Annotated in this window: 16 protein-coding genes, 1 other RNA gene and 1 pseudogene; 6 read left to right on the top strand and 12 right to left on the bottom strand. The window is 64.1% G+C overall.

The window, feature by feature from the left end; all coding sequences use genetic code 11:
• Window positions 1-72 precede the first annotated feature (72 nt).
• The 6 genes and pseudogenes from ACVKN3_RS08300 to ACVKN3_RS08275 form a co-directional block, all read right to left on the bottom strand.
• Window positions 73-1,002 carry a TIR domain-containing protein gene (locus ACVKN3_RS08300; RefSeq protein WP_354514436.1) on the bottom strand — a complete coding sequence of 310 codons (930 nt, stop codon included), beginning with the start codon at window positions 1,000-1,002 and terminating at the stop codon, window positions 73-75.
• Window positions 999-1,535: a Mov34/MPN/PAD-1 family protein gene (locus ACVKN3_RS08295; protein ID WP_354514438.1), complete on the bottom strand. Its 537-nt coding sequence runs from the start codon at window positions 1,533-1,535 to the stop codon at window positions 999-1,001. The genes ACVKN3_RS08300 and ACVKN3_RS08295 overlap by 4 nt, the downstream gene beginning before the upstream one ends.
• A complete protein-coding gene (locus ACVKN3_RS08290; protein ID WP_354514440.1) occupies window positions 1,532-3,250 on the bottom strand; it encodes a ThiF family adenylyltransferase in 1,719 nt (572 codons plus the stop codon). Before ACVKN3_RS08290 ends, ACVKN3_RS08295 begins: the two co-directional genes overlap by 4 nt.
• Window positions 3,237-4,796 carry an adenylate/guanylate cyclase domain-containing protein gene (locus tag ACVKN3_RS08285; RefSeq protein ID WP_354514441.1) on the bottom strand — a complete coding sequence of 520 codons (1,560 nt, stop codon included), beginning with the start codon at window positions 4,794-4,796 and terminating at the stop codon, window positions 3,237-3,239. Before ACVKN3_RS08285 ends, ACVKN3_RS08290 begins: the two co-directional genes overlap by 14 nt.
• Before the next feature lie 694 nt (window positions 4,797-5,490).
• A complete protein-coding gene (locus tag ACVKN3_RS08280; RefSeq protein ID WP_354514444.1) occupies window positions 5,491-6,186 on the bottom strand; it encodes an adenylate/guanylate cyclase domain-containing protein in 696 nt (231 codons plus the stop codon).
• Window positions 6,187-6,188: 2 nt separating this feature from the next.
• A pseudogene (locus tag ACVKN3_RS08275) lies at window positions 6,189-7,045 on the bottom strand (TIR domain-containing protein).
• A gap of 249 nt (window positions 7,046-7,294) precedes the next feature.
• On the opposite strand from ACVKN3_RS08275, the gene ACVKN3_RS08270 reads away from it, so the two are divergent.
• The gene (locus tag ACVKN3_RS08270) at window positions 7,295-8,296 is read left to right on the top strand and encodes a hypothetical protein (protein ID WP_354514446.1); all 1,002 of its coding nucleotides are present in this window, start codon (window positions 7,295-7,297) and stop codon (window positions 8,294-8,296) included.
• Between the two features lie 174 nt (window positions 8,297-8,470).
• Here the strand turns inward: ACVKN3_RS08270 and ACVKN3_RS08265 are convergent, their stop codons facing one another.
• From ACVKN3_RS08265 to smpB, 3 genes are all read right to left on the bottom strand, one after another.
• Window positions 8,471-10,015, bottom strand: coding sequence for a site-specific integrase (locus ACVKN3_RS08265; protein WP_354514447.1), 1,545 nt, complete (start codon window positions 10,013-10,015; stop codon window positions 8,471-8,473).
• Window positions 10,016-10,117: 102 nt separating this feature from the next.
• Window positions 10,118-10,510, bottom strand: a transfer-messenger RNA (tmRNA) gene (ssrA, locus tag ACVKN3_RS08260).
• A gap of 82 nt (window positions 10,511-10,592) precedes the next feature.
• Window positions 10,593-11,093, bottom strand: coding sequence for an SsrA-binding protein SmpB (gene smpB, locus ACVKN3_RS08255; RefSeq protein WP_036112483.1), 501 nt, complete (start codon window positions 11,091-11,093; stop codon window positions 10,593-10,595).
• Between the two features lie 79 nt (window positions 11,094-11,172).
• Between smpB and ACVKN3_RS08250 the strand changes: the two genes are divergently transcribed.
• Both ACVKN3_RS08250 and ACVKN3_RS08245 read left to right on the top strand, forming a co-directional pair.
• Window positions 11,173-11,601 (top strand): type II toxin-antitoxin system RatA family toxin, encoded by a 429-nt coding sequence (locus ACVKN3_RS08250; protein ID WP_285402292.1) that lies wholly within the window; start codon window positions 11,173-11,175, stop codon window positions 11,599-11,601.
• Entirely contained in the window at window positions 11,594-11,872 is a 279-nt protein-coding gene (locus ACVKN3_RS08245) for an RnfH family protein (protein WP_354514450.1), read from the top strand. Before ACVKN3_RS08250 ends, ACVKN3_RS08245 begins: the two co-directional genes overlap by 8 nt.
• 26 nt (window positions 11,873-11,898) lie before the next feature.
• On the opposite strand, the gene ACVKN3_RS08240 is transcribed toward ACVKN3_RS08245, so the two are convergent.
• The gene (locus ACVKN3_RS08240) at window positions 11,899-12,366 is read right to left on the bottom strand and encodes an outer membrane protein assembly factor BamE (RefSeq protein WP_036142103.1); all 468 of its coding nucleotides are present in this window, start codon (window positions 12,364-12,366) and stop codon (window positions 11,899-11,901) included.
• A gap of 72 nt (window positions 12,367-12,438) precedes the next feature.
• On the opposite strand from ACVKN3_RS08240, the gene fur reads away from it, so the two are divergent.
• The gene (fur, locus tag ACVKN3_RS08235) at window positions 12,439-12,852 is read left to right on the top strand and encodes a ferric iron uptake transcriptional regulator (RefSeq protein ID WP_036142099.1); all 414 of its coding nucleotides are present in this window, start codon (window positions 12,439-12,441) and stop codon (window positions 12,850-12,852) included.
• A 414-nt stretch (window positions 12,853-13,266) separates the two neighbouring features.
• Here the strand turns inward: fur and ACVKN3_RS08230 are convergent, their stop codons facing one another.
• On the bottom strand, window positions 13,267-14,886 hold the full coding sequence (locus tag ACVKN3_RS08230; RefSeq protein WP_285402290.1) for an MASE1 domain-containing sensor histidine kinase: 1,620 nt from the start codon (window positions 14,884-14,886) through the stop codon (window positions 13,267-13,269).
• 86 nt (window positions 14,887-14,972) lie between these two features.
• Here ACVKN3_RS08230 and ACVKN3_RS08225 point away from each other — a divergent pair, with 86 nt between their 5' ends.
• A complete protein-coding gene (locus ACVKN3_RS08225) occupies window positions 14,973-15,602 on the top strand; it encodes a response regulator transcription factor (protein WP_036142093.1) in 630 nt (209 codons plus the stop codon).
• Window positions 15,603-15,652: 50 nt separating this feature from the next.
• On the opposite strand, the gene recN is transcribed toward ACVKN3_RS08225, so the two are convergent.
• On the bottom strand, window positions 15,653-17,323 hold the full coding sequence (gene recN / locus ACVKN3_RS08220; RefSeq protein WP_354514453.1) for a DNA repair protein RecN: 1,671 nt from the start codon (window positions 17,321-17,323) through the stop codon (window positions 15,653-15,655).
• Window positions 17,324-17,457: 134 nt separating this feature from the next.
• On the opposite strand from recN, the gene hrcA reads away from it, so the two are divergent.
• Window positions 17,458-18,519 (top strand): heat-inducible transcriptional repressor HrcA, encoded by a 1,062-nt coding sequence (gene hrcA / locus ACVKN3_RS08215; RefSeq protein WP_285402288.1) that lies wholly within the window; start codon window positions 17,458-17,460, stop codon window positions 18,517-18,519.
• Window positions 18,520-18,530 lie beyond the last annotated feature (11 nt).

The raw sequence follows: 18,530 nt of genomic DNA, 5'->3' as shown, positions 1-18,530 counted from the left end.
AAAAGAGCTTTCTCATTACTAGGCCACGGAAAAATGCTCGGGGAGGCGAAAAGCGCCGCGTTCGCGTCGCAATTACTGGGCGACCTGATACGAAGCGCGCATACCGCGTTCTTTGATCACATTGATGATCTGGGTCACGGTCGGCTTTATGGCCGATGCGAGCTTCTGGTCATCGGACGCTTCTTTATAAGAAATGGGCACAATACCCTTATAGTCGCTTGGGATCTTAGTGTCTGGCGAGTTACGTGGGGTCAACAGCAGAGTGCGATGACGACCCAGCCGCGAGACGAAGAAGCCTAGTTCGAAAATGACATTATCGCGCGGCGCCGGCTGAGCCCTTTCGCGGGCCCGCACCAAATCATCCGGGCTCACAATGGCAATGCCAAAGTCAGCCGAAGCGACCTCCTTCTCGAGCGTTTCGAGCACATAAGCGCCCGGTGGAAAGATGTTGTGATCGTCCCACGCTTCGACGGCGATATCTTCGTACTCAAGCCCTTGCTGGATGGCACTGGCAATCTCCCTGCCTTCGAGCGAGCTGATGATGAACACTCGCGGGCGTCGATTTGTCGGGTTTACATACTGGTTGCGCTGTTCGATGCGCGCAGCAAGCTCAGACGCCAAGCGCGGCCATGCCTGCGGGTGTTTATTCAACAGGGCAACGAATCGCGGACCGTCGACCTTGAACGCGACGCTGACGCCTTCGGATTCCAGGGTGGCGGACCGAGCGATGGACGCGTTCAGCGCCGACATCTCGCCGATGGTATCGCCCTTGCTGCGGGTATGGTGACGCACGCCGTTGATAATGATGCGCACGGTGCCCGACAACAAGAAATACACGTCCCGGTCGAAGGTGCCTTGCGTGATGACCGTCTCGCCCGGTTGAAACTCGACCAACGAGCCTTCTGGAATCAGCGCATCTGCCAGAGCCTCTTCGCCCTGAATGATGCGCTGGCCCAGCAGGGCCTCTTTGAGTGCAGCCGGATCTTCGTAACGTCCTTTCATGGATTTCCTCGAGTGATCTGAGCCGATGGTGTGGTGGGGGTCGCCGGAACAGACGATGCGCTGCCTAAGTCGGTGACTGAAAGTGACACGGGGTGTGGGTGATGCCCGTTGCGGAACACGGTGGCCGACATCTCGAGCCGATGTAGTGGACCGAGCCTTGCGATCACTAAAACCGCCATAGCGGCGTTGACCGCTGGATCAGCCACGAGGGCCTGCATCGTGCTCACGTCGGTGCCGCTCGCCACGGCGGCGACGTGGATGTGCGAATGCCATTCGCCCAGGTAGTTGAACGTCGCGTAGTCGCGGCCTGTGCGCTCAAAAAACGCGTCCAAGAACGGCCGATGGAGGGCGGGATCTCGAACAAAGTGGTCCCGGGTCCCCTCGGTGGTCTGGACACTGAGGTCGAGCACCGCAAAGAGATCATCTCCCAGGTGTTGGCCCACCAATACGCCGCCCACCTCGCGGTCGGGCGTGTGTTGCAAGGCGGCGCGCAGCTTCTCGAGTGCCTGTGGGGTGATCGTGACCCGCATCATTGAACGACGTCCTGACCAAACATGTTGCCCAACATGGCCACCGCCTCGTCGTGCTCGGCCTTGGTGAGGACTTGCGTTTCGAGCGGTTCATCGACCGGCGGCAGTTCGATGGGACGGGTGTCAAACGCCTGCGTGAACGGCCCTTCAGGGGCCATCCCGATCAGATAGATGGAGTGGGGGAAGTGGGACGGCGATCGGCTCAGCAAGGTGTCCACGGCCAAGCGAGTCATGGCACTGGCGATGGTGCTTACATCGCCGTCGTCGGCGACAAAGACCTGTTCGCCGTCTTGGCGGGCGTAGGGCTCATCGGGGACGAAGATGTCCGGTGGGCGCACGTCGTGGTCGGCAAACCAGTTCTCGATGGCGCGGCGCATCAGGCCAATGCTTGGCTCGATGCCCGGGCGCTGCCGAGCGATCAAGCCGCCAATCCCGCCTGCGAACACCTCACCCCAGAGAATCGGCACGTGCACGCGTTCGCGCAAGACCCCCAGCAGATTGCCCGTCTCGGCCACACCCGTAGCGTCGATGACCAGGTCAGCACCCGCGATCGAGGCAATGATGCTTTCGGAGGTTATCCCCGATTCTTGGCCGCCCAGCTTGCTGCGCCGGGTTGTCACAGCCACTCGGGGATGGACCAGGCCCAAGCGGCTCGCCAGGGCATCCGCCTTGTGCAACCCGACCGAACGCCAATCCAGGTCGTGGCGAACCACGTTGTCGGGAGTGAAGATGTCATCGTCCACCAGGACGAAGCTGCGCACACCACAGCGGGCCAGCGAGGTGGCCACTTTGCTGCCGAGAGAGCCACATCCGACCACGGCCACTTGCTTGAGCGAGAGCGCGACATGGTCTGCCGTGAGCCGTGGCTGAAATGGCGAAGCAGCCATCACCGCCAGCGCATGAACCTCGTCGCCGAAAAGCCGATAGGCCTGGAAGCCCCTGTCCTTCAGAAGAACGATCACGCGGGCCGCGGCGGGTACCCCGAGTGTCGCCATCTGCGCATCGAAGGCCTCCTTGGCCAGGTCACTGGGATAGTCCTCCTCACTGCTCAGGTGACGGACATGCATCGGCTCGTCAAGCAGGTCACGGTAGTCCCCCACGGGCAGCGTCAGGTCTTCCCACTCGGCGCCATTCGGCAGCACCGCATGGCTGATCACGCGCACGGCGCCGGCGACGCTAAAGCTGAAGCGCTTGGCGATGGCATCGAAGCCTTCCCCCGGCGCCAGGTCGTTCAGGATGGCCTCCGATGAGCGGGTCAACAGGAAGCGTGAGTGCGAACCGCGAAGCCGCTGGCCTTCGCTGACCACATGCGCACTGGGCACCTCAGCGCGGACCCCTGGTGACGGGTTTTCCCCTGATAGGAGCCGATACGCGCTTTCAACGACTTGAGCCCCCAGAATCTCGGGAGTCCAGTTGTCAGCGCGGTACTCCAAGCAGAGATCACCGCTCTGATACTGATGTCTTGACCACGTCGCCGTGCCATCGCGGGAACCGACCGTGGGCGGTGACAGCGGAAAGGTCGTCGGGTAGCGCAGGCGGGCTTCATACACCCGCGTGCCCACCTCGATGGTGAAGTCGACAATGATGCGACCTTTCGTGTCGATGCGCTGCGGGCCAACCGCGAGCCAGTCGGCCCGCGCGGCCAGATCAGCCAGCGCGAGGCCTTCTTCGCGAAACCGCGCCAGGTTCTCGATGTACCAAAAATTAAGCGAAGCCATCGCGTTTCGCCGGACCTGCGGGGCTGTCACGAAAGCCATACCCGCCTGACGACGAGGTTGCACCTTGGAGCAAGGACGCGCCGGCCGCGCCGGTGCGCGCAGCCTTGGCCGTCTTGTCGCCCTTGTTGGCGAGCCCATCGACGGCGTCGGCATAGTCCATGTCTGCCCGGATGCGATTCGAGCCAAAGAGGTCGCGAACGGCTTGAGACCCACGCTTATAGGCCGTCTCCCCGATGGCCGTTTCGGCACCCTTGCACCGGCCTTGCTCTCGCTCGGCGGTGAGCACACCGCGGCTGACCGAGCAGCGGATGAGACTACCCTTCATGCCCAGGCGGGTGGCCGTCATCGGCCCATATTCAAACCCAATCTGGAGCCCCAGGCTCTTGGCATTGGTGCCGGCCGCGTCCAGCAACTTCAGGGCAAGACGAAAGCTGCTGCGCATGCCGCCGGCACACAAGACCATGTTGCTGACGGTGGTCTCCTCATCCGTGGTCGCGTAGGTGCCCTCGACCAAGAGGCCGTGCACACAATCGCCAATGAACCGCACCTTCCGGCCCCGGAATTCGGTATGGAGGACCGCATCCAGCTCGCTCCGAAGGACCCGGAGCGATCGGACGACGTGCTTTGCCTTCTCATCGTCCGTGATGTTGGCGCTGACATACTTGGTGAAGCCGTCGATGTCGGCGTAGACGGTGGCCGCGTCCTGCCGTCGGGTCGCTGTGACGGATAAAGACTCGAAGTCCAGGCCGGCGTAGGGTGGCGTGTGGGCGGTGAACTCGAAACGACCGATCGGATTGGCCTTGAGATCGGCTTTCCAATCGGCAACGACCTTATCAACGGTGCTCACCAGCGCGGCCTTACCCTGACTGATGCTGATTTCGTCCGCCGTGAGCGCCGAAGCGTCTTCGTCGCTGACGGTCTTCAGGCTAATCACCTTGCGCGCGGTGTTAGTGAGGTAAATACCCGCCTTCGTGCCGCCGCCCGAGCGCTTGGCCGCATGGTTGGCAGGCTCTCCAAGAAACAGTGGTTCCCGATGGCCGCGCCGACCGTTGTTAACGGCCAAAGCCAGGCCGCTGTCGATGCCCACCCGCACCTTCGCCGCGGGGTGATCGGCGTCTTCGCCCGTGCGCGCGAGCACATCGATGATCAGCTGGCCAATGGCGATGGCACGGTGAATCCGCTGCGCCTCGTCGTCGTAGGGCTTGGTCACGACCGTGTGCAGGCGCTGATTGTGAAAGTCGACCAGCACCGTGTCCTCGTTGTTCACGATGCGCTGGACGGCCCGGTAGTGCAGGTTCAGGAAACGAAGCGTGCGCCGGTGGCATGTTTCGCCTTCGGTCTCCGTGACATGCAACATGTCCTTCAAATTGAGAATGTCGGCATACAGATGCACACCGTCTACCCGGTAGGCAACTTTCTTACTCAAGTTGCTCAGGTCCGTTTCACGGACATATTTCTTGATCGTGATGTCGGAGAGCGGCACATCATCGATGCTGGCCTGAATGCGCTTTTCAGCACGGCTCTCACTCCAAGTCCTGGAACTCATGCGCTCTCCCCCGCGAGGCCGATGCGGCCCCGGTCGAATAGTTGGTCTGTAATCCCCAGAACTCAGCACACCCCACGCAATCCCCACGGGGCGTGCGCTCCTTCACCTAAATATCTTTGACGAAGGTCTCAAATTCAAGGGGCAAAGGAGGATCCGCGATATGCATATTCGGTGTCCCAACCATGCGCCATCCAGCGGACGATTGGATCGATTCATCGGACGCGAGGCGCGGTTTGCAGCGTGTCCGTCAGGGTGCAGCTCAGCTCATCGGCCTCGAGCGGGGACTTTCCCTCGATTCGGAAGGACTCTTCGACGTGACCAGTGCATCGAGCAAGACATCAAGACAACGGCTGATTTGATTGGGCTCCGCGACTTGCCTGCCGTGCGCCACCAACAAGTCCGCGCACGCGGTCTGAAACGCATGGCGAACCCGGTTTAGGTCCCTCTCAGAATATCGTGGCATTTCCCCGCTCCTTACCGAGTTGCAACATGCGTGGATGGAGCGATCACGTTGGTCTCAACCACCGGAGAGCGTGACCCGGTGGCCAAGGCTGGACAAGCTTCGAAAGAGTCGGTCTGCGCACCAACAGCGCCGGACCTCTATGCGACACCAGAGCGGAATCAGTGGGTCCTGCCAAACATGCCGAGGGGCGCGGAAGTTCGGCGGGTGAGGGCTGCATCGCGTCCACCCGAGTCAACCGATCGACCGAGTCCAGTTCGACCGATAGATCGTTTGATCGTTGAACGTCCACCTGCGCGCCTCCCACATGGTGGCTCCGTTGCTTCCTATCTTCGCGCTATCGTTCAATCGGTCATAGACCGCTTTGGTGATGTAGATAAAGTCCGAAGGCAGGGACGAGAGCTTTGCAGCATGGTTGGCCGCTCGGCCAACCCAGACCAGATCGTTGGCCCCACGCACCCCGGTCTTGGCGACGAACAGCGAGCTTGAATCGATGCCGGTGACGTGGCGAAGGACATAGTCGGTGGTTTGATACGTCCGCTTCATCTGCGGGGTGATGATGTGCAGGACGGCCCAGCGAATTTGTAAAGCCGCATTCACCGCATTGGTGTTTTTCTGATCTCCGATGAACACCGCCATGATGCGGTCACCATCGTAGGCGGTGATCGCGCCGCCGTAATCCTGGATGATTCGCGCGGCGCAGTGCAAAAACGTCTTATAAATCTCGGCGGCGAAGGACGCCTTCTTGGTGTCCACCAGTTTGGTCGAATCGGCCATGTCAGCGTAGAGCACCGTCGCTTCCAATTCGATGGCTTCGTTCATCAGGCTAAGCTTGGAGTCTTCGTCCGGCACTTTTGCGCCCTGCCGTGTCTCCCAGGCATCACGAAAGACGCTGTTGCACCATGACTCTAAGTCCGCTTTCCGTCCCATGACTACTCCTTCGCCATTGAGTCCAAGATCAAGCGGCGCAGAGCGGCGCAGGCTGGCGCCAGATAATCCGCCGCATTTTTACCCGGTACGTACCGATAAGGAATGGTCGTCAATCCCGTCAGATCGCTTGCGAGTTTGAGCTTAACGTCACGCGGCTCCATCAAGAAGGCGCGGCGTCGGCCGAGACGATCCATGAAGAGCCCCAGCTCAAACACCACATTGTCCCGCATGACGGGCCATCGTCGTCGCGAGTGATCACGACGTCATCTTGATACGCCAGGGCCACCGCGAAGTCGGAATCGTCGAGCATGGCCTCGAGATCATCGAGAGTGTAATGGGAGGCGTTGAAGACGCCGTTCTTCCAGGCGACCGCGAGAAACGGGTCGTGGGCAAATTGCTCGATCATCAGGTCGACGATGGGCAGGGCTTCTCGCGAGGACATGACGAACACTTTGATCACCTCTCGCTTGGCGGTCACTAAGTGATTGCGCTCGTTAAGACGTCGCGACAGCGTCGCTGCCACGTGCCGCCAGATGGCCGGGAAGGCTTCGGCGACGCCAGAGAACTGTTCTTCCGTGACCTTCAGGACCACGGTCGGTGCGGTCGCCGTGACAGTTGCCGATCGAGGTTGCGACGGCTCGACGGCTGCCATCTCGCCCACCGATTGGCCGGAAAAGCGGTTCGCGATGATGACGCCATTGACGGCGATGCTCACGGCACCGGCGACAATGAAGAACACGTCGTTGGTGTGATCCCCTTGGGAGATGAACACGTCGCCAGGTGCGAAAGCGACGAGTTGGCCGACGGCGGTTAAGCGTTCGGCCAATTCAGCTTGGTGCGCCACCAAACGATCCTCCATCAACGCAGCGATGAGCCGCCGTTGCCCCGCATTCCCTTCGTACCGTTCGATCATGCGTCCTGCCTCCCTTTGGTCGAGCACAAAGCTTGAACCCAAACGTCATCAAGTCAAGACGCCCCAGTTAGGTTCACTCGATTGAGGCGCTGGAGACGCAGTGTCGGGCGCGGCACACCTGGGCTGGCCTGCTGAAGCATTGAATATCTGCGCAACGAATGATCCCATGGCTAGAGCACAAGCCGGAGCAGGGACATGGCCAATAACATTCAACTGACGCCAGAGGCGAAGCAGTGGGCCGAAAAGGCGATGGAGCATTACGGTCCGCCCGTTTACGCCCAGGTGGCCTCGGCGGTCCTTTGGACCGACGAACGGGACGCCAGCGGCCGGCTGGCCGTGCCAGCTGACCCCGCAGCTTTGGTGGACAGCCATCGACGGGACCCCGCCGTGCTGCTGAACGGCCACGACCCTGGTCTTCCCTTGGGTCAGGTCCTCGAGGTGGAAGCCTTCGTTACCCCTGACGGCCAACACTTCGTGGCAGGCATCGTCGGCTACTACGGCCGAGGAGGCCTCGCAACGTTTGCTCAGTTGGATCTTGCGGACAGCGAGGTGCCGCACAGGGATGAGGCGCCTCAGGTCGCGTTCGATGGTCCGATTGAGCTGGCCACCGATCCTCGCGATCTACCGGATGGATGGTTGGACGACGTCCTGAGCGATGCGCCACCGCGGACCGTTCACGTACAGATGTCCTACAACGCGGCGAACACCACCCATGAGTTGATTCGGATCGCGTTGGCTTTTGGAATTCTGTGGAACCCGTTCGTCAAAGCCATTGCGACGGAAGCGGGAAAGGATGTATACGCCGCCGCGCGGAATTGGCTGAAGACGGTCCTTGATCGAAGCCGGCAGTTGGAGGCGCCGATCATCTGCCTGGAAGGACCTTATCGACAATGTCGGGTGTCTTTTCTCATCCGAGGGACCAACCCGGCGACGCACGCGGCCGCGTATGAGGGCCTGTCCGAGGCAGCAGCCCAAGCGGCCACCCTGGTCGATAGGTTGGACGCCAAGGGCATTTCGGTCGCTACCGTCGTATACGAGTTCAATGAGGCCTCGGGCCGCTGGTACCCGTCGTATGCGCGGTTGGCGAACGGACGGATGATCGTGGACAGCCCGATGCTGATTGCCACCCTTCAAGACCTACCGACCGGCCTGAGCTTGGGCATGCGCAAGACGGAAATGGACAGGCCCAAGCGGTAGGGTAGGCGGCCGAGCGGTGGGCAGGTTTGCAGCCTGGCGCAGGCTGGGGTGGCGATCGGGTACTGCTTAGGGTATCGTCTCGCCATCGACGGGGCGGCGCGAATTCGATCCGAATCAACGTGTTGCATCCGGGCGACGCGGTCTCCCTTCACCCGCTCCAAGCGGACTAGATACTCAGCGCGATTTGATAGACCGTTGCTTGCGGGCTTCTTTGGCCGCAGCGATCGTGACGCGTCGCTGCGTGAGTGCGATGAACGCAGCGAACTGCCCAGTCCGATAGGGCGCGATGGTCGGCAGCCCCTCGAACTGCACTTTGCCCATGTCGGCCGCGCGCTCGGCCAAGCTGGGCGGATCGATGTAGTGCTTGCGCAGCACCGAGCCGCCAGCGCTGTGTCCCGTCAGCCGACCTAGCCGGGCATCGGACAGTCCGCAACGCTCAGCACGACTGGCGAACGTGTGCCGGAACCCGTGGAAGACACCATCGACCTTCACCACCTTCCGATAGGTCCGGTTGAACCAGTCGCCGAGCGTGTCCCCGGGCTTGTTCTTGGACAGTCCCGGGAGCAATCGCGACGTGCCGAAGGTCCCGGCGACTTCGTCTCGATACGCCAGCAGCCCGGCCTCGCCCAGCGCCGGGTGCACGGGCACAAAGCGTCGAGACACGGCGTTCTTGATCCGCTGCCCACGCTCGGTGCGCGGTGCGAAATGAAAGCCCCAGATGCCGTCGACCTCTTCGAGATCATCGGTCCACAGCTGGGCGATTTCCGTGACCCGCGCACCGGTGTAGAGCGCCAGGAGCGGGCCCCACCAGCGATGCGGTTGGTCACACTCCGCCGCGCGAGTGGCCGGGTCGAATATGCGCGCCAGTTCGGCGGGCGTGAATGCCTCCCGGGTGGATGCATCCTCTTGCGCCCGAGTCATGACGTGCAAGGACCTGGCCGGATTCCGGACGATGTCGCCGCGCTCATGTGCCCAGCCAAAAAACACCCGTAAGCGGTCCAGGTGCTTCTCTTGAGTGCGATGGCTCAAGCCGGCGAGGCCTTCATGCCGGGCTTTGGCGAGCACCTCGCGCACGTTCAAGTTGGGCCAGCGCTTCGTGGCGTTGGGCGGTAGCGTCGCGATGGCATCCAGGAACAAATCCGTATCTTGGGCGTCGATCTCGGCGATCGGCTTGTCGTCGACCACGCCGGCCAGGATGCGCAACGTGTGGGTGGTGTCCAAAAGATTGCTCGCCGCGCGTTGCTTCTGAGTAAATTGGCGCAAGAAAAGCTCCATCGAAGCGCTCAGCAACGGGGAGGCCTTGGTCGGTGCTGCCGCTCCGGCAGGGGCAAGGGCAGGTGCGGTAGCCGTAGCGCCGACGTCGATCAGGGTCTGACGAAAAAACGCGAGGTCTGCCGGCGTATCGATTTGCACATGCTCGAAAGCCACGCCATTGGGTAGCCGCACGCCTTTGAGGGTCAGCTCGCTCGGGCGACCGCCGCGGAGCTGCTCCAACAGCTTTTCCACTTCATCTGGGGTCACCGGTTCTCCGCGTCGCTGAGCGTCAAACGCTTTTCCAAGAGCATAGCCGAGCTGAGCGGCCGACAGGCGTGCCGCGTCCCCACGCTCGCGCAAGGCCAGAACCACATATTGGCGGCCCCACTGAGCTTGTAGCGAGCGCGGCACCAAGAAGCGGGCGTAGACCCCGGTCGAGCGCGTCTGGAGAAACGCTTTGGGCATATCAGTACCTCAAACAGTACCTTTCAAAGGACCGATCAGAGGCTTTTCTCCCACCCAGAAAGCAAAACGGATCAACGTGTTACCGTTGATCCGCTGCCGAAGTGGTGGAGGTGGCGGGAGTCGAACCCGCGTCCGAAGGCGTTTAATCTCCAGATCTACATGCTTAGCTCACCGTTAGATCTCGTCCACCGACAGCACGGCGTGCTAAGCGCACCGGCGGACATATCTGATTGATCTAGCGTCAGACCCACAGATGGAGGGTCTTTCGGCGGTCTCATGATAGTGACCCTACACCGACGAGCATGAGCACAAGATCGGGTCGGGGGTTTGGCCTTTTTTAGGGGCCGGACAGCTTAGGCGGCGAGAGCCACCGAGTTGTCACCGTAGTAGTTGTCATTGGCAACTATATGTTTTGCGGCTGGTTTAACGAGGAAAGCTGCCCCCTCGGCATGCACCAGTAGATCGCACTACCCCCGTCGAAACCAGAACACCCCCGGGGAAAAACGTTGTGTGACTACATCCCACAGTATATGGGCGGGGAGGGGCACCCACAATGGGCGCCGCCCGACCGTTCAGGTCAGCCCATGCGATTGTGCGAGCGCATGACGCGCTGCTTGTCGATCGCCCATTCGCGTTCCTTGTCCGTGTTGCGCTTGTCGTGCTCCTGCTTGCCCTTGGCCAGGCCGATCTCGCACTTCACCTTGTTGTGCTTCCAGTACATCGCGGTGGGCACCAGGGTGTAGCCCTTGCGCTCGACGGCGCCGATCAGGCGGTCGATCTCCTCGCGGTGCAGCAGCAGCTTGCGCGTGCGCCGGTCGTTGGCGATCACGTGGGTGGAGGCGCTGATCAGCGGCGGGATCTGGGCGCCGACGAGGAACACCTCGCCGTGCTGGATGATCGCGTAGCAGCCTTCGCCGAAGTTGATCCGACCGGCGCGCAGCGATTTCAGCTCCCAGCCTTCCAGGGCCATGCCGCATTCGAAGCGCTGGTCGATGTGATATTCGTGGCGCGCGCGCTTGTTCAGCGCGATCGTGCCGCCGCCTTCTTTTTCCGTGTCCTTCGGTTTCGCTTTTGCCATGTCCGCTAAAATCGGTCTATCGGGTCCCTGATACAAGGCCGGCGGGTCCGTTTGCCGGCACATAAGACGAGGTCAGCTAATGATTGAAATCCGCCGCAGTGCGATCGTTCCTTTCACACCGGGGCAGATGTTCGACCTGGTCAACGATGTGGAAGCATACCCAAAGCGCTTCGGGTGGTGTGATGCGGCCACCGTGATCGAGCGCGAGCCCGATGTGCTGGTGGCCCGGCTGGATCTCAAGCTGGCTGGACTCAGGCAGAGCTTCACCACCCGTAACACCATGGTGCGTCCGGAAAGCCTCACCATGAAATTCGTGGAAGGCCCGTTCCGCTCGCTCGATGGCCTGTTCACCTTCCAGGCGCTGGGCGAGGTGGGTTGCAAGATCGCGCTGGCGCTGGACTTCGACTACGCGGGCCTGGGCGGCTCGGTCCTGAAGATGGGCTTCCAGCAGCTGGCCAACCGCATGGTGGACGATTTTTGCGACGAGGCCCGTCGCCAATATGGCTGAGCTTGCCGTGGAAGTGGCCTACGCCGGGCCGGAGGGGCAGGGCGTCGTGGCCATTATCGTGCCGGCTGGCACATCGGCCTGGGAAGCGGTGACGATGGCCCTGCCACGGCTACCCGTGGGTCTGGTGCCGGATCCGGCGCGCCTGGGCATCTTTGCGAAGAAGGTAGCGCCCGAACGGTCGCTGGAAGCGGGCGACCGCGTGGAAATCTACCGGCCGTTGATCCTGGACCCGATGGAGGCCCGACGGCGCCGCGCGAAACGCGGCGCCTGATCCGGCCAGCAGGGTGCAGCCAGGGCTTACTTCTTGCCGTCGCCCGACGAGCCGCCGCCGAACACGCCACCGTCGTCCTTCTTGCTGTCGTCGGCGCTGGTGTTCTTGTCGCCCTGGGCGCCGCCCACGGGGTTGGCCTTGTACTTCTCCGAGTCCTTCAGCAGCTGCTGGGCATCCTGGGCGAAGAAATCGCCTTCGGTGCGGACCAGCGTGTCGTTGTTGAAGGTCAGGGTGAGGGTGCGGGTGGTCATCTTCTTGCCGCGATGCGAGAAGGTGGACACGTAATCCCAGCGATCCTGGTCGAACGGCGAGGTGACCGAGGGGGTGCCCAGCAGCACCAGGACCTGACGCTTGGTCATGCCAGGCTGCAGCTGATCGACGTTTTTCTTGTCGAGCAGGTTGCCCTGCTGCACGTCGGGGGTATAGACGAGGCCACAGCCCGCGATGGCGACTGCCATCATGGCCAAACCCAGCGTGCGAATGAGCTTATGCATGCGTAGTAACGTCCGGATCGTGAAGCCTGCGATGATACACTAAGCGCCTGACGGCACCGCGAGGGGGTCTTTATGGACCAGGAAACCAGAGAGCTCCGCAAGGCGGGTCTCAAAGTCACACATCCGCGCATGCGGATACTGCAGATCTTCGAAGAGGCGGACGAGCGCCACCTCACGGCCGAAGACATCTACAAGCGTCTGCTTGCGCACCAGGAGGACATCGGGCTTGCCACGGTGTATCGGGTGCTCACCCAGTTCGAAGCGGCCGGCATCGTCATGAAGCACAACTTCGAGGGTGGGCAGGCCGTCTACGAGCTGGACCGCGGCAAGCATCATGACCACATGATCGACGTTGACAGCGGAAAAGTGATCGAGTTCATCAGCGAGGAGATCGAGCGCCTCCAGCACGAGATCGCCGAGCGGCACGGCTACGTCATCGAGGACCACAGCCTGGTGCTCTACGTCAGGCCCAAGAAGAAGCGCTGATCCCGCCTGCGTCATCCCCTCCCAGTCACCCCCGTCGCGCAAGCCACGGGGGTGATTGCGTTTGTGGGGCCTTGGGTGGTTCGGTGTGGCCTGGGTTGGTTTCGCGGACATCGTCCGCTCCTACCGAGCGGGTCGCGCAGTGTCGGGCAGGGTGTGCCACGAAGGGCGAGGGCATGGCGAAAAACAAGCGCCCATAAAAACGCCGCCGGAGGACTCCTGTCCACCGGCGGCTTGATCCGCTTCGTCGTAGCACGCTAACCGCGAGTTGCTCGCTGGGTTGGCGCTTATCCACTTCGAACCGGCGAGGCTGACATCCTGTCGCCTCTTCAGGTCGATCGTCCCCACGACCGACCTGGGCTTACCGTCTCTCGACGGCAGCTCCCCCACATCGATAAAGAGATCGTAACGAAGTGTTCACTGACGTGATATCGGAAAATTTCCTATGTCCATTCCGATACTTGTGCTGCGGAGCAGCACGCGCAGGTGCAATCCGACCGGTTCGGGACGGATGCGGAACAGGCCACCGAGCGCAGTGATGCGGTCGCTCATCCCTTGCAGGCCGCGGCCGCCGCCGTCCGTGCGTGCCGGCTGGGGCGTGGCGGGCAACCCGGTGCCGTCGTCGCGGATATCCAGGATGGCGACGGGGCCGTGGTCACGCAGCCCGATGCGCAGCCGAAGGGCCAGGCGGCTGGCGCCGGAGTGGCGTACGACATTGGTGGCGCTTTCCTGCACCACGCGGTAGATCGCGGTGAGGGTGTCTTCGTCGAGCAGCCGCGGCTCGCCACGCAGGTCGGTCACGTAGTGGATGCCGGCGGCGGTGAGCATGTCGCGGATGGGGCCTTCGTCCAGCGCGCGCAGCAGGCCGAATTCGTCCAGCACCGAGGGCCGCAGGCTGTCCAGCATCTTGTGCAGTGCCTTGCGCATGTGGCCGAGGATGCCGTTGATCGAGCGCCCGATGTCTTCCATGCCCGCGTTGCCCAGGCGGGCCTGGGCCAGCTTGAGGTGGGTCTGGATGGCGGTGAGGTTCTGCCCCAGTTCGTCGTGCAGCTCCGCGGCCATGTGACGGCGCAGGTTTTCTTCCGCCTGCAGGTTGCCGCGCGCCGCGTCGCGCAACTGGCGGGCCAACTGGTCCAGGCGCTGGTTGGCCGCGGCCAGGTGGGTGTTCTGCTGGGCCACGCGCTCGCTGCTGCGGCGCAGGGCATCGGTGGCGGCGCCGAGCATGAGCGTGCCCGTGCCGGCCACGGCCAGGAACAGGTGGGCTGCCGCCGTGGGCGCGCCGCGGCCGATCATGTCCTCGGTGACGTTGAGGCCCACGCTGGTGATCAGCATGGCCAGGCCGGCGCCGCGCCAGCCGTGCCGGAATGCGAAGAACAGCACGGGCGCCAGTGACAGGACCCGGGCGAACTGCGGCTGCGGCGAGTACTCGGCCAGTGTGATGAGGATGGCCAGCGACGGCAGCATGACCAGTAGGCCATCCAGCATCAGCTCCGCCATGGAGGCCTGCGTGGGACGCTCCCGGAAGATGAGGATCATGACCGGGACGACCAACAGCACGCCCAGGTAGTTGCCGAGCAGGTCGCTGCCGAAGGTGGTGCCGAGCATCTCGACCGGCGCGGCCGGATGCAGGGAGGCCATCATGGCGGCGTTGCCGGCGGTGGCCACCGTGGCGGTGACCATGGCGGAGAGCAGCAGGCGGGCGACGTCTTCCGGGGTGCCCAGGCTGGCGTGCAAGTGGGCGCGACGCAGCAGCCACAGGCAGGCGGCCACCATCAGCGGCTCGGGCGCGTCGCCGATGATGAAGCCGGCGCCACCGATCGGCAGGCCGCTGCGCCACTCGCAAAAGCTGCTGCCGGCGATCTCCGCGGGGAGTATCCAGAACCAGTTGCGGGTGCGGGTGAGCAGCAGCGCGCCGAAGCGGAGGCCGAAGGGCAGCACCCAGTAGGGCTGTTCGGTCGGCCAGAGCATGATCCACGCGGCCGCGTAGGCGAGCGCGATCAGGGGACCGATGAATCGGGAGGGTGCGTGTAATCGCATGGCCGAATGTTACACGGCGGATGCGGCTGCCCGACGCCCGGCGTCGCCCATACGCACGCGTCGGGTTTGCCTGTTACATTCTGCCCATGCCAAGAATCGCTCTTGTAGATGACCACGCCATCGTTCGTGAAGGTTTCAAGCGGCTCATCGAGCTCGAACCCGATCTGGATGTCGTTGCCGAAGCCCGCAACGCCGACGAGGCCGTGGATGCCGTGACCCAGCATCGCCCCGACCTGGTGGCGGTGGACCTGTCCCTGCCCGACGGCAGTGGCCTGCCCCTGATCGAGCACTTGGCCAGCATCGCGCCCACGATGAAGATCGTGGTGCTGAGCATGCACGACGGCGAGCCCTACGTGTCCGAGGCGCTGCGCCGTGGCGCGCGTGGGTACGTGACCAAGGGCGTGGCCCCGGAGGAACTGGTCGCCGCGGTGCGTTCGGTTTTGAGCGGCGAGCAATACCTCAGTTCGGACCTGCGTCAGCGCCGGTCGGGCCGGCCCTCGGCGGATCTGGACCCGTTCAGTCGGCTGACTGCCCGTGAGCGCGAAGTCTTCCTCCTGCTGGCAGCCGGACGCGCGCCGAAGCAGGTGGCGGCGGAGTTGGGTATCGGGCAGAAGACGATCTATATCCACCGCGCCGCGGTGATGAACAAGCTCAACGCCGGCTCGGAGCTCGATCTCTACCGCATGGCGCAGGAGCGCGGCCTGATCCGCGCCTGAGCCCGCCGAGCCTGAGCGCCTGAGCCTGACCGGCGGGCGGCGTACCGGGGTTACCCCTGGGCGCGGTCCAGCATCTTCTTCGCGGCGGCGCGGGTTTCCTTGGTGATTTCCACCCCGCCCAGCATGCGCGAAAGCTCGTCGCGGCGGCCGCCGGCGTCCAGGGCGTGGATGCGTGTGCGGGTGGAATCGCCGTCGCTTTCCTTCGCCACCCGCAGGTGGGCATGGCCCTGCGCGGCCACCTGGGGCAGGTGGGTCACGCACAGCACCTGGACGTTCTCGCCCAGGGCGCGCAGCTTCTGCCCGACCACCTCGGCCACCGCGCCACCGATGCCGGTGTCCACTTCATCGAAGATCATGCAGCCGATGTTGTCGTTGCCCAGCGTGGCGACCTCGATGGCCAGGCTGATGCGCGCCAGCTCGCCGCCGGAGGCCACCTTGCGCAGCGGGCGGGGCGGCTGGCCGGGGTTGGCGCTGACCAGCAGTTCGCAGCGTTCGCGGCCCTGCGGATCGGGCTCGTCGCCCTCGGCCGGCTCCAGCGACACCACAAGCCGGCCGCCGCCCATGCCCAGTTCACCCATCAGCGTGGCGACCGTGCCGCCCAGCCGACCGGCGGCTTCGCCGCGGGCGTCGGACAAGGCCCTGGCGGCGCTGTCCCAAGCGGTGCGCAGGCGGTCTCGCTCGTGGGCCAGGCGGTCCAGCGCGTCGCCGGCGCCTTCCAGTTCGGCCAGGCGCTCGCGGACCTCTTCCGCCTTGGCCGTCAGTTCCTCGATCGGCAGGCGGTAGCGGCGGGCCAGGTCGTGCAGGTGGGTGAGGTGGGTATCCACCTCGGCCAGGCGTTCCGGGTCGAGCTCCACATCCTGGGCGTAACGGCCAAGGCCGTCGACGGCTTCGCCGACCTGGATCTGCGCGCTGTCGAGCAATTCGAGCGTGGGCACCAGCGAGGCGTCCAGTTCCGCCAGCCGGGAAACCTCGGCATGGGCGCGGAGCAGGGCGCGCCCGACCGCGAACTCGCTTTCGCCATCGAGGATCTCGACCACGCCGTTGGCGCCCTCGGCCAGTCGGCCGGCGTTGGCGAGGCGGCGGTGCTGGGCTTCCAGGTCGTCCAGCGCGGCCGGCGCCAGGGCCCAGCGGTCCAGTTCTTCCAGCTCATGGGCCAGCAGTTCGATCTGGCGTTCACGGTCGTCGCCGCCGGACAGGGTGCGGATGCGTGCCACGGCGTCGCGCCAGGCATTGGCGGTGTCGCGCACGCTGGCCAGGCGGGCCTCGTTGCCCGCGTAGGCATCCAGCAGGGCCATCTGGTGCTGGCGCGAGAGCAGCGCCTGGTGCTCGTGCTGGCCGTGGATCTCCACGATCCGCGAGGCCAGCGCGGACATCTGCGCCAGGCTGGCCGGGCGGCCGTTGATCCAGCCGCGGGAGCTGCCCTCGGTGCGGATCACGCGACGCAGCTGGCAGGTCTCGCCGTCGTCCAGTTCCTCCTGGCGCAGCCACTCGGTGGCCTCGGGCAGGCCGGCCAGGTCGAACTCGGCGGCCAGTTCGGCGCGGTCGCTGCCGGCCCGGACCATGCCGCTGTCGGCGCGGGCGCCGGCCAGCAGCATCAGCGCGTCGACCAGCAGGGACTTGCCCGCGCCGGTTTCGCCGCTGACCACGGTGAGGCCGGGGCCGAAGGCGATCTCGGCTTCTTCGACGACGGCGAACTGGCGGACGTAGAGCGACGTGAGCATGGCGACCGGACGGCGGAGGGAATCGCACCGATTGTAGCGGCAGGCGCGTCGCAGAAGCCGAGACTTGCAAGCGGCGCGGCAAGACCTTATTGATAGCGCCACGTTCCATCCCCTTTCCCACACCAGCCAGGCGCATGAATCCGTTCTCCGGTCACGACATCGATGCTCGCGCGCGCCGGCTGCTGCGGACCCTCATCTCGCAATACCTGTCCGATGGGGAGCCGGTCGGCTCACGCACGCTGGCGCGTTCGTCCGGCCTGGAAGTCAGCCCGGCCACCATCCGCAACATCATGGCCGACCTGGAAGAGGCCGGGCTGGTGGCCTCGCCGCACACCTCGGCAGGGCGTATTCCGACGCCGCGTGGCCTCCGCCTGTTCGTCGACAGCCTGCTGGAGCTGAAACCGCTGCCGCGCGACGACATGGCCCGCCTGCAGGGCGGCCTGCCGCCCCACCAGACCACCACGCGCGACCTGCTGGGCAACGTGTCCAACCTGCTTTCCGCGATGACCCGGTTCGCCGGCGTGGTCACCGTGCCGCGGCAGGGCGACTTCCCGCTGCGCCACATCGATTTCGTCAGCCTGCCCGACGCGCGCGTCCTGGTGATCCTGGTCTTCTCGGACAACCAGGTGCAGAACCGGGTGGTCCAGCTGGCCAAGCCGCTGGATGCCGGCGAGCTGGAGCAGGCGGCCAACTACCTCAATGCGCAGTTCGCCGGCTTCCGCCTGGCCGACATACGCGCCCACCTCGCCACCGAACTGCGCGAGGCCGGGGGGGAACTGAACCGCCTGCTGTCCGGTGTGGTCGAACTGGCCACGGCCTCCTTTACCCCCGTGGACGACGCCGACGACGTGCTGGTCAGCGGCCAGACCAACCTCATGGGCTACTCGGAGCTGGCCGACATCGAACGGCTCCGCGACCTCTTCGACGCCTTCCAGCAAAAGCGCGACCTGCTCCAGCTGATGGAAATGTGCGTCCAGGCCCCCGGCGTGCGCCTTTTCATCGGCGAGGAATCGGGCTTCTCGGCCCTGGACGGTTGCAGCATCGTCACCGCCACCTACGGCACCCCCGGCCGCATGCTGGGCGCGATCGGCGTCATCGGACCGACCCGCATGGCCTACGAGCGGGTGATCCCCGTGGTACAGGCCACGGCCGCGCTGCTCAGTGACGCCTTGAATCGCGCCGCGGCGACCTCATAAACCGGCACGGG

Source organism: Luteibacter sp. PvP120 (assembly GCF_054055715.1).
Note: the sequence above shows the minus strand (reverse complement) of the source record. Positions and strands in the feature narration are given on the sequence as shown.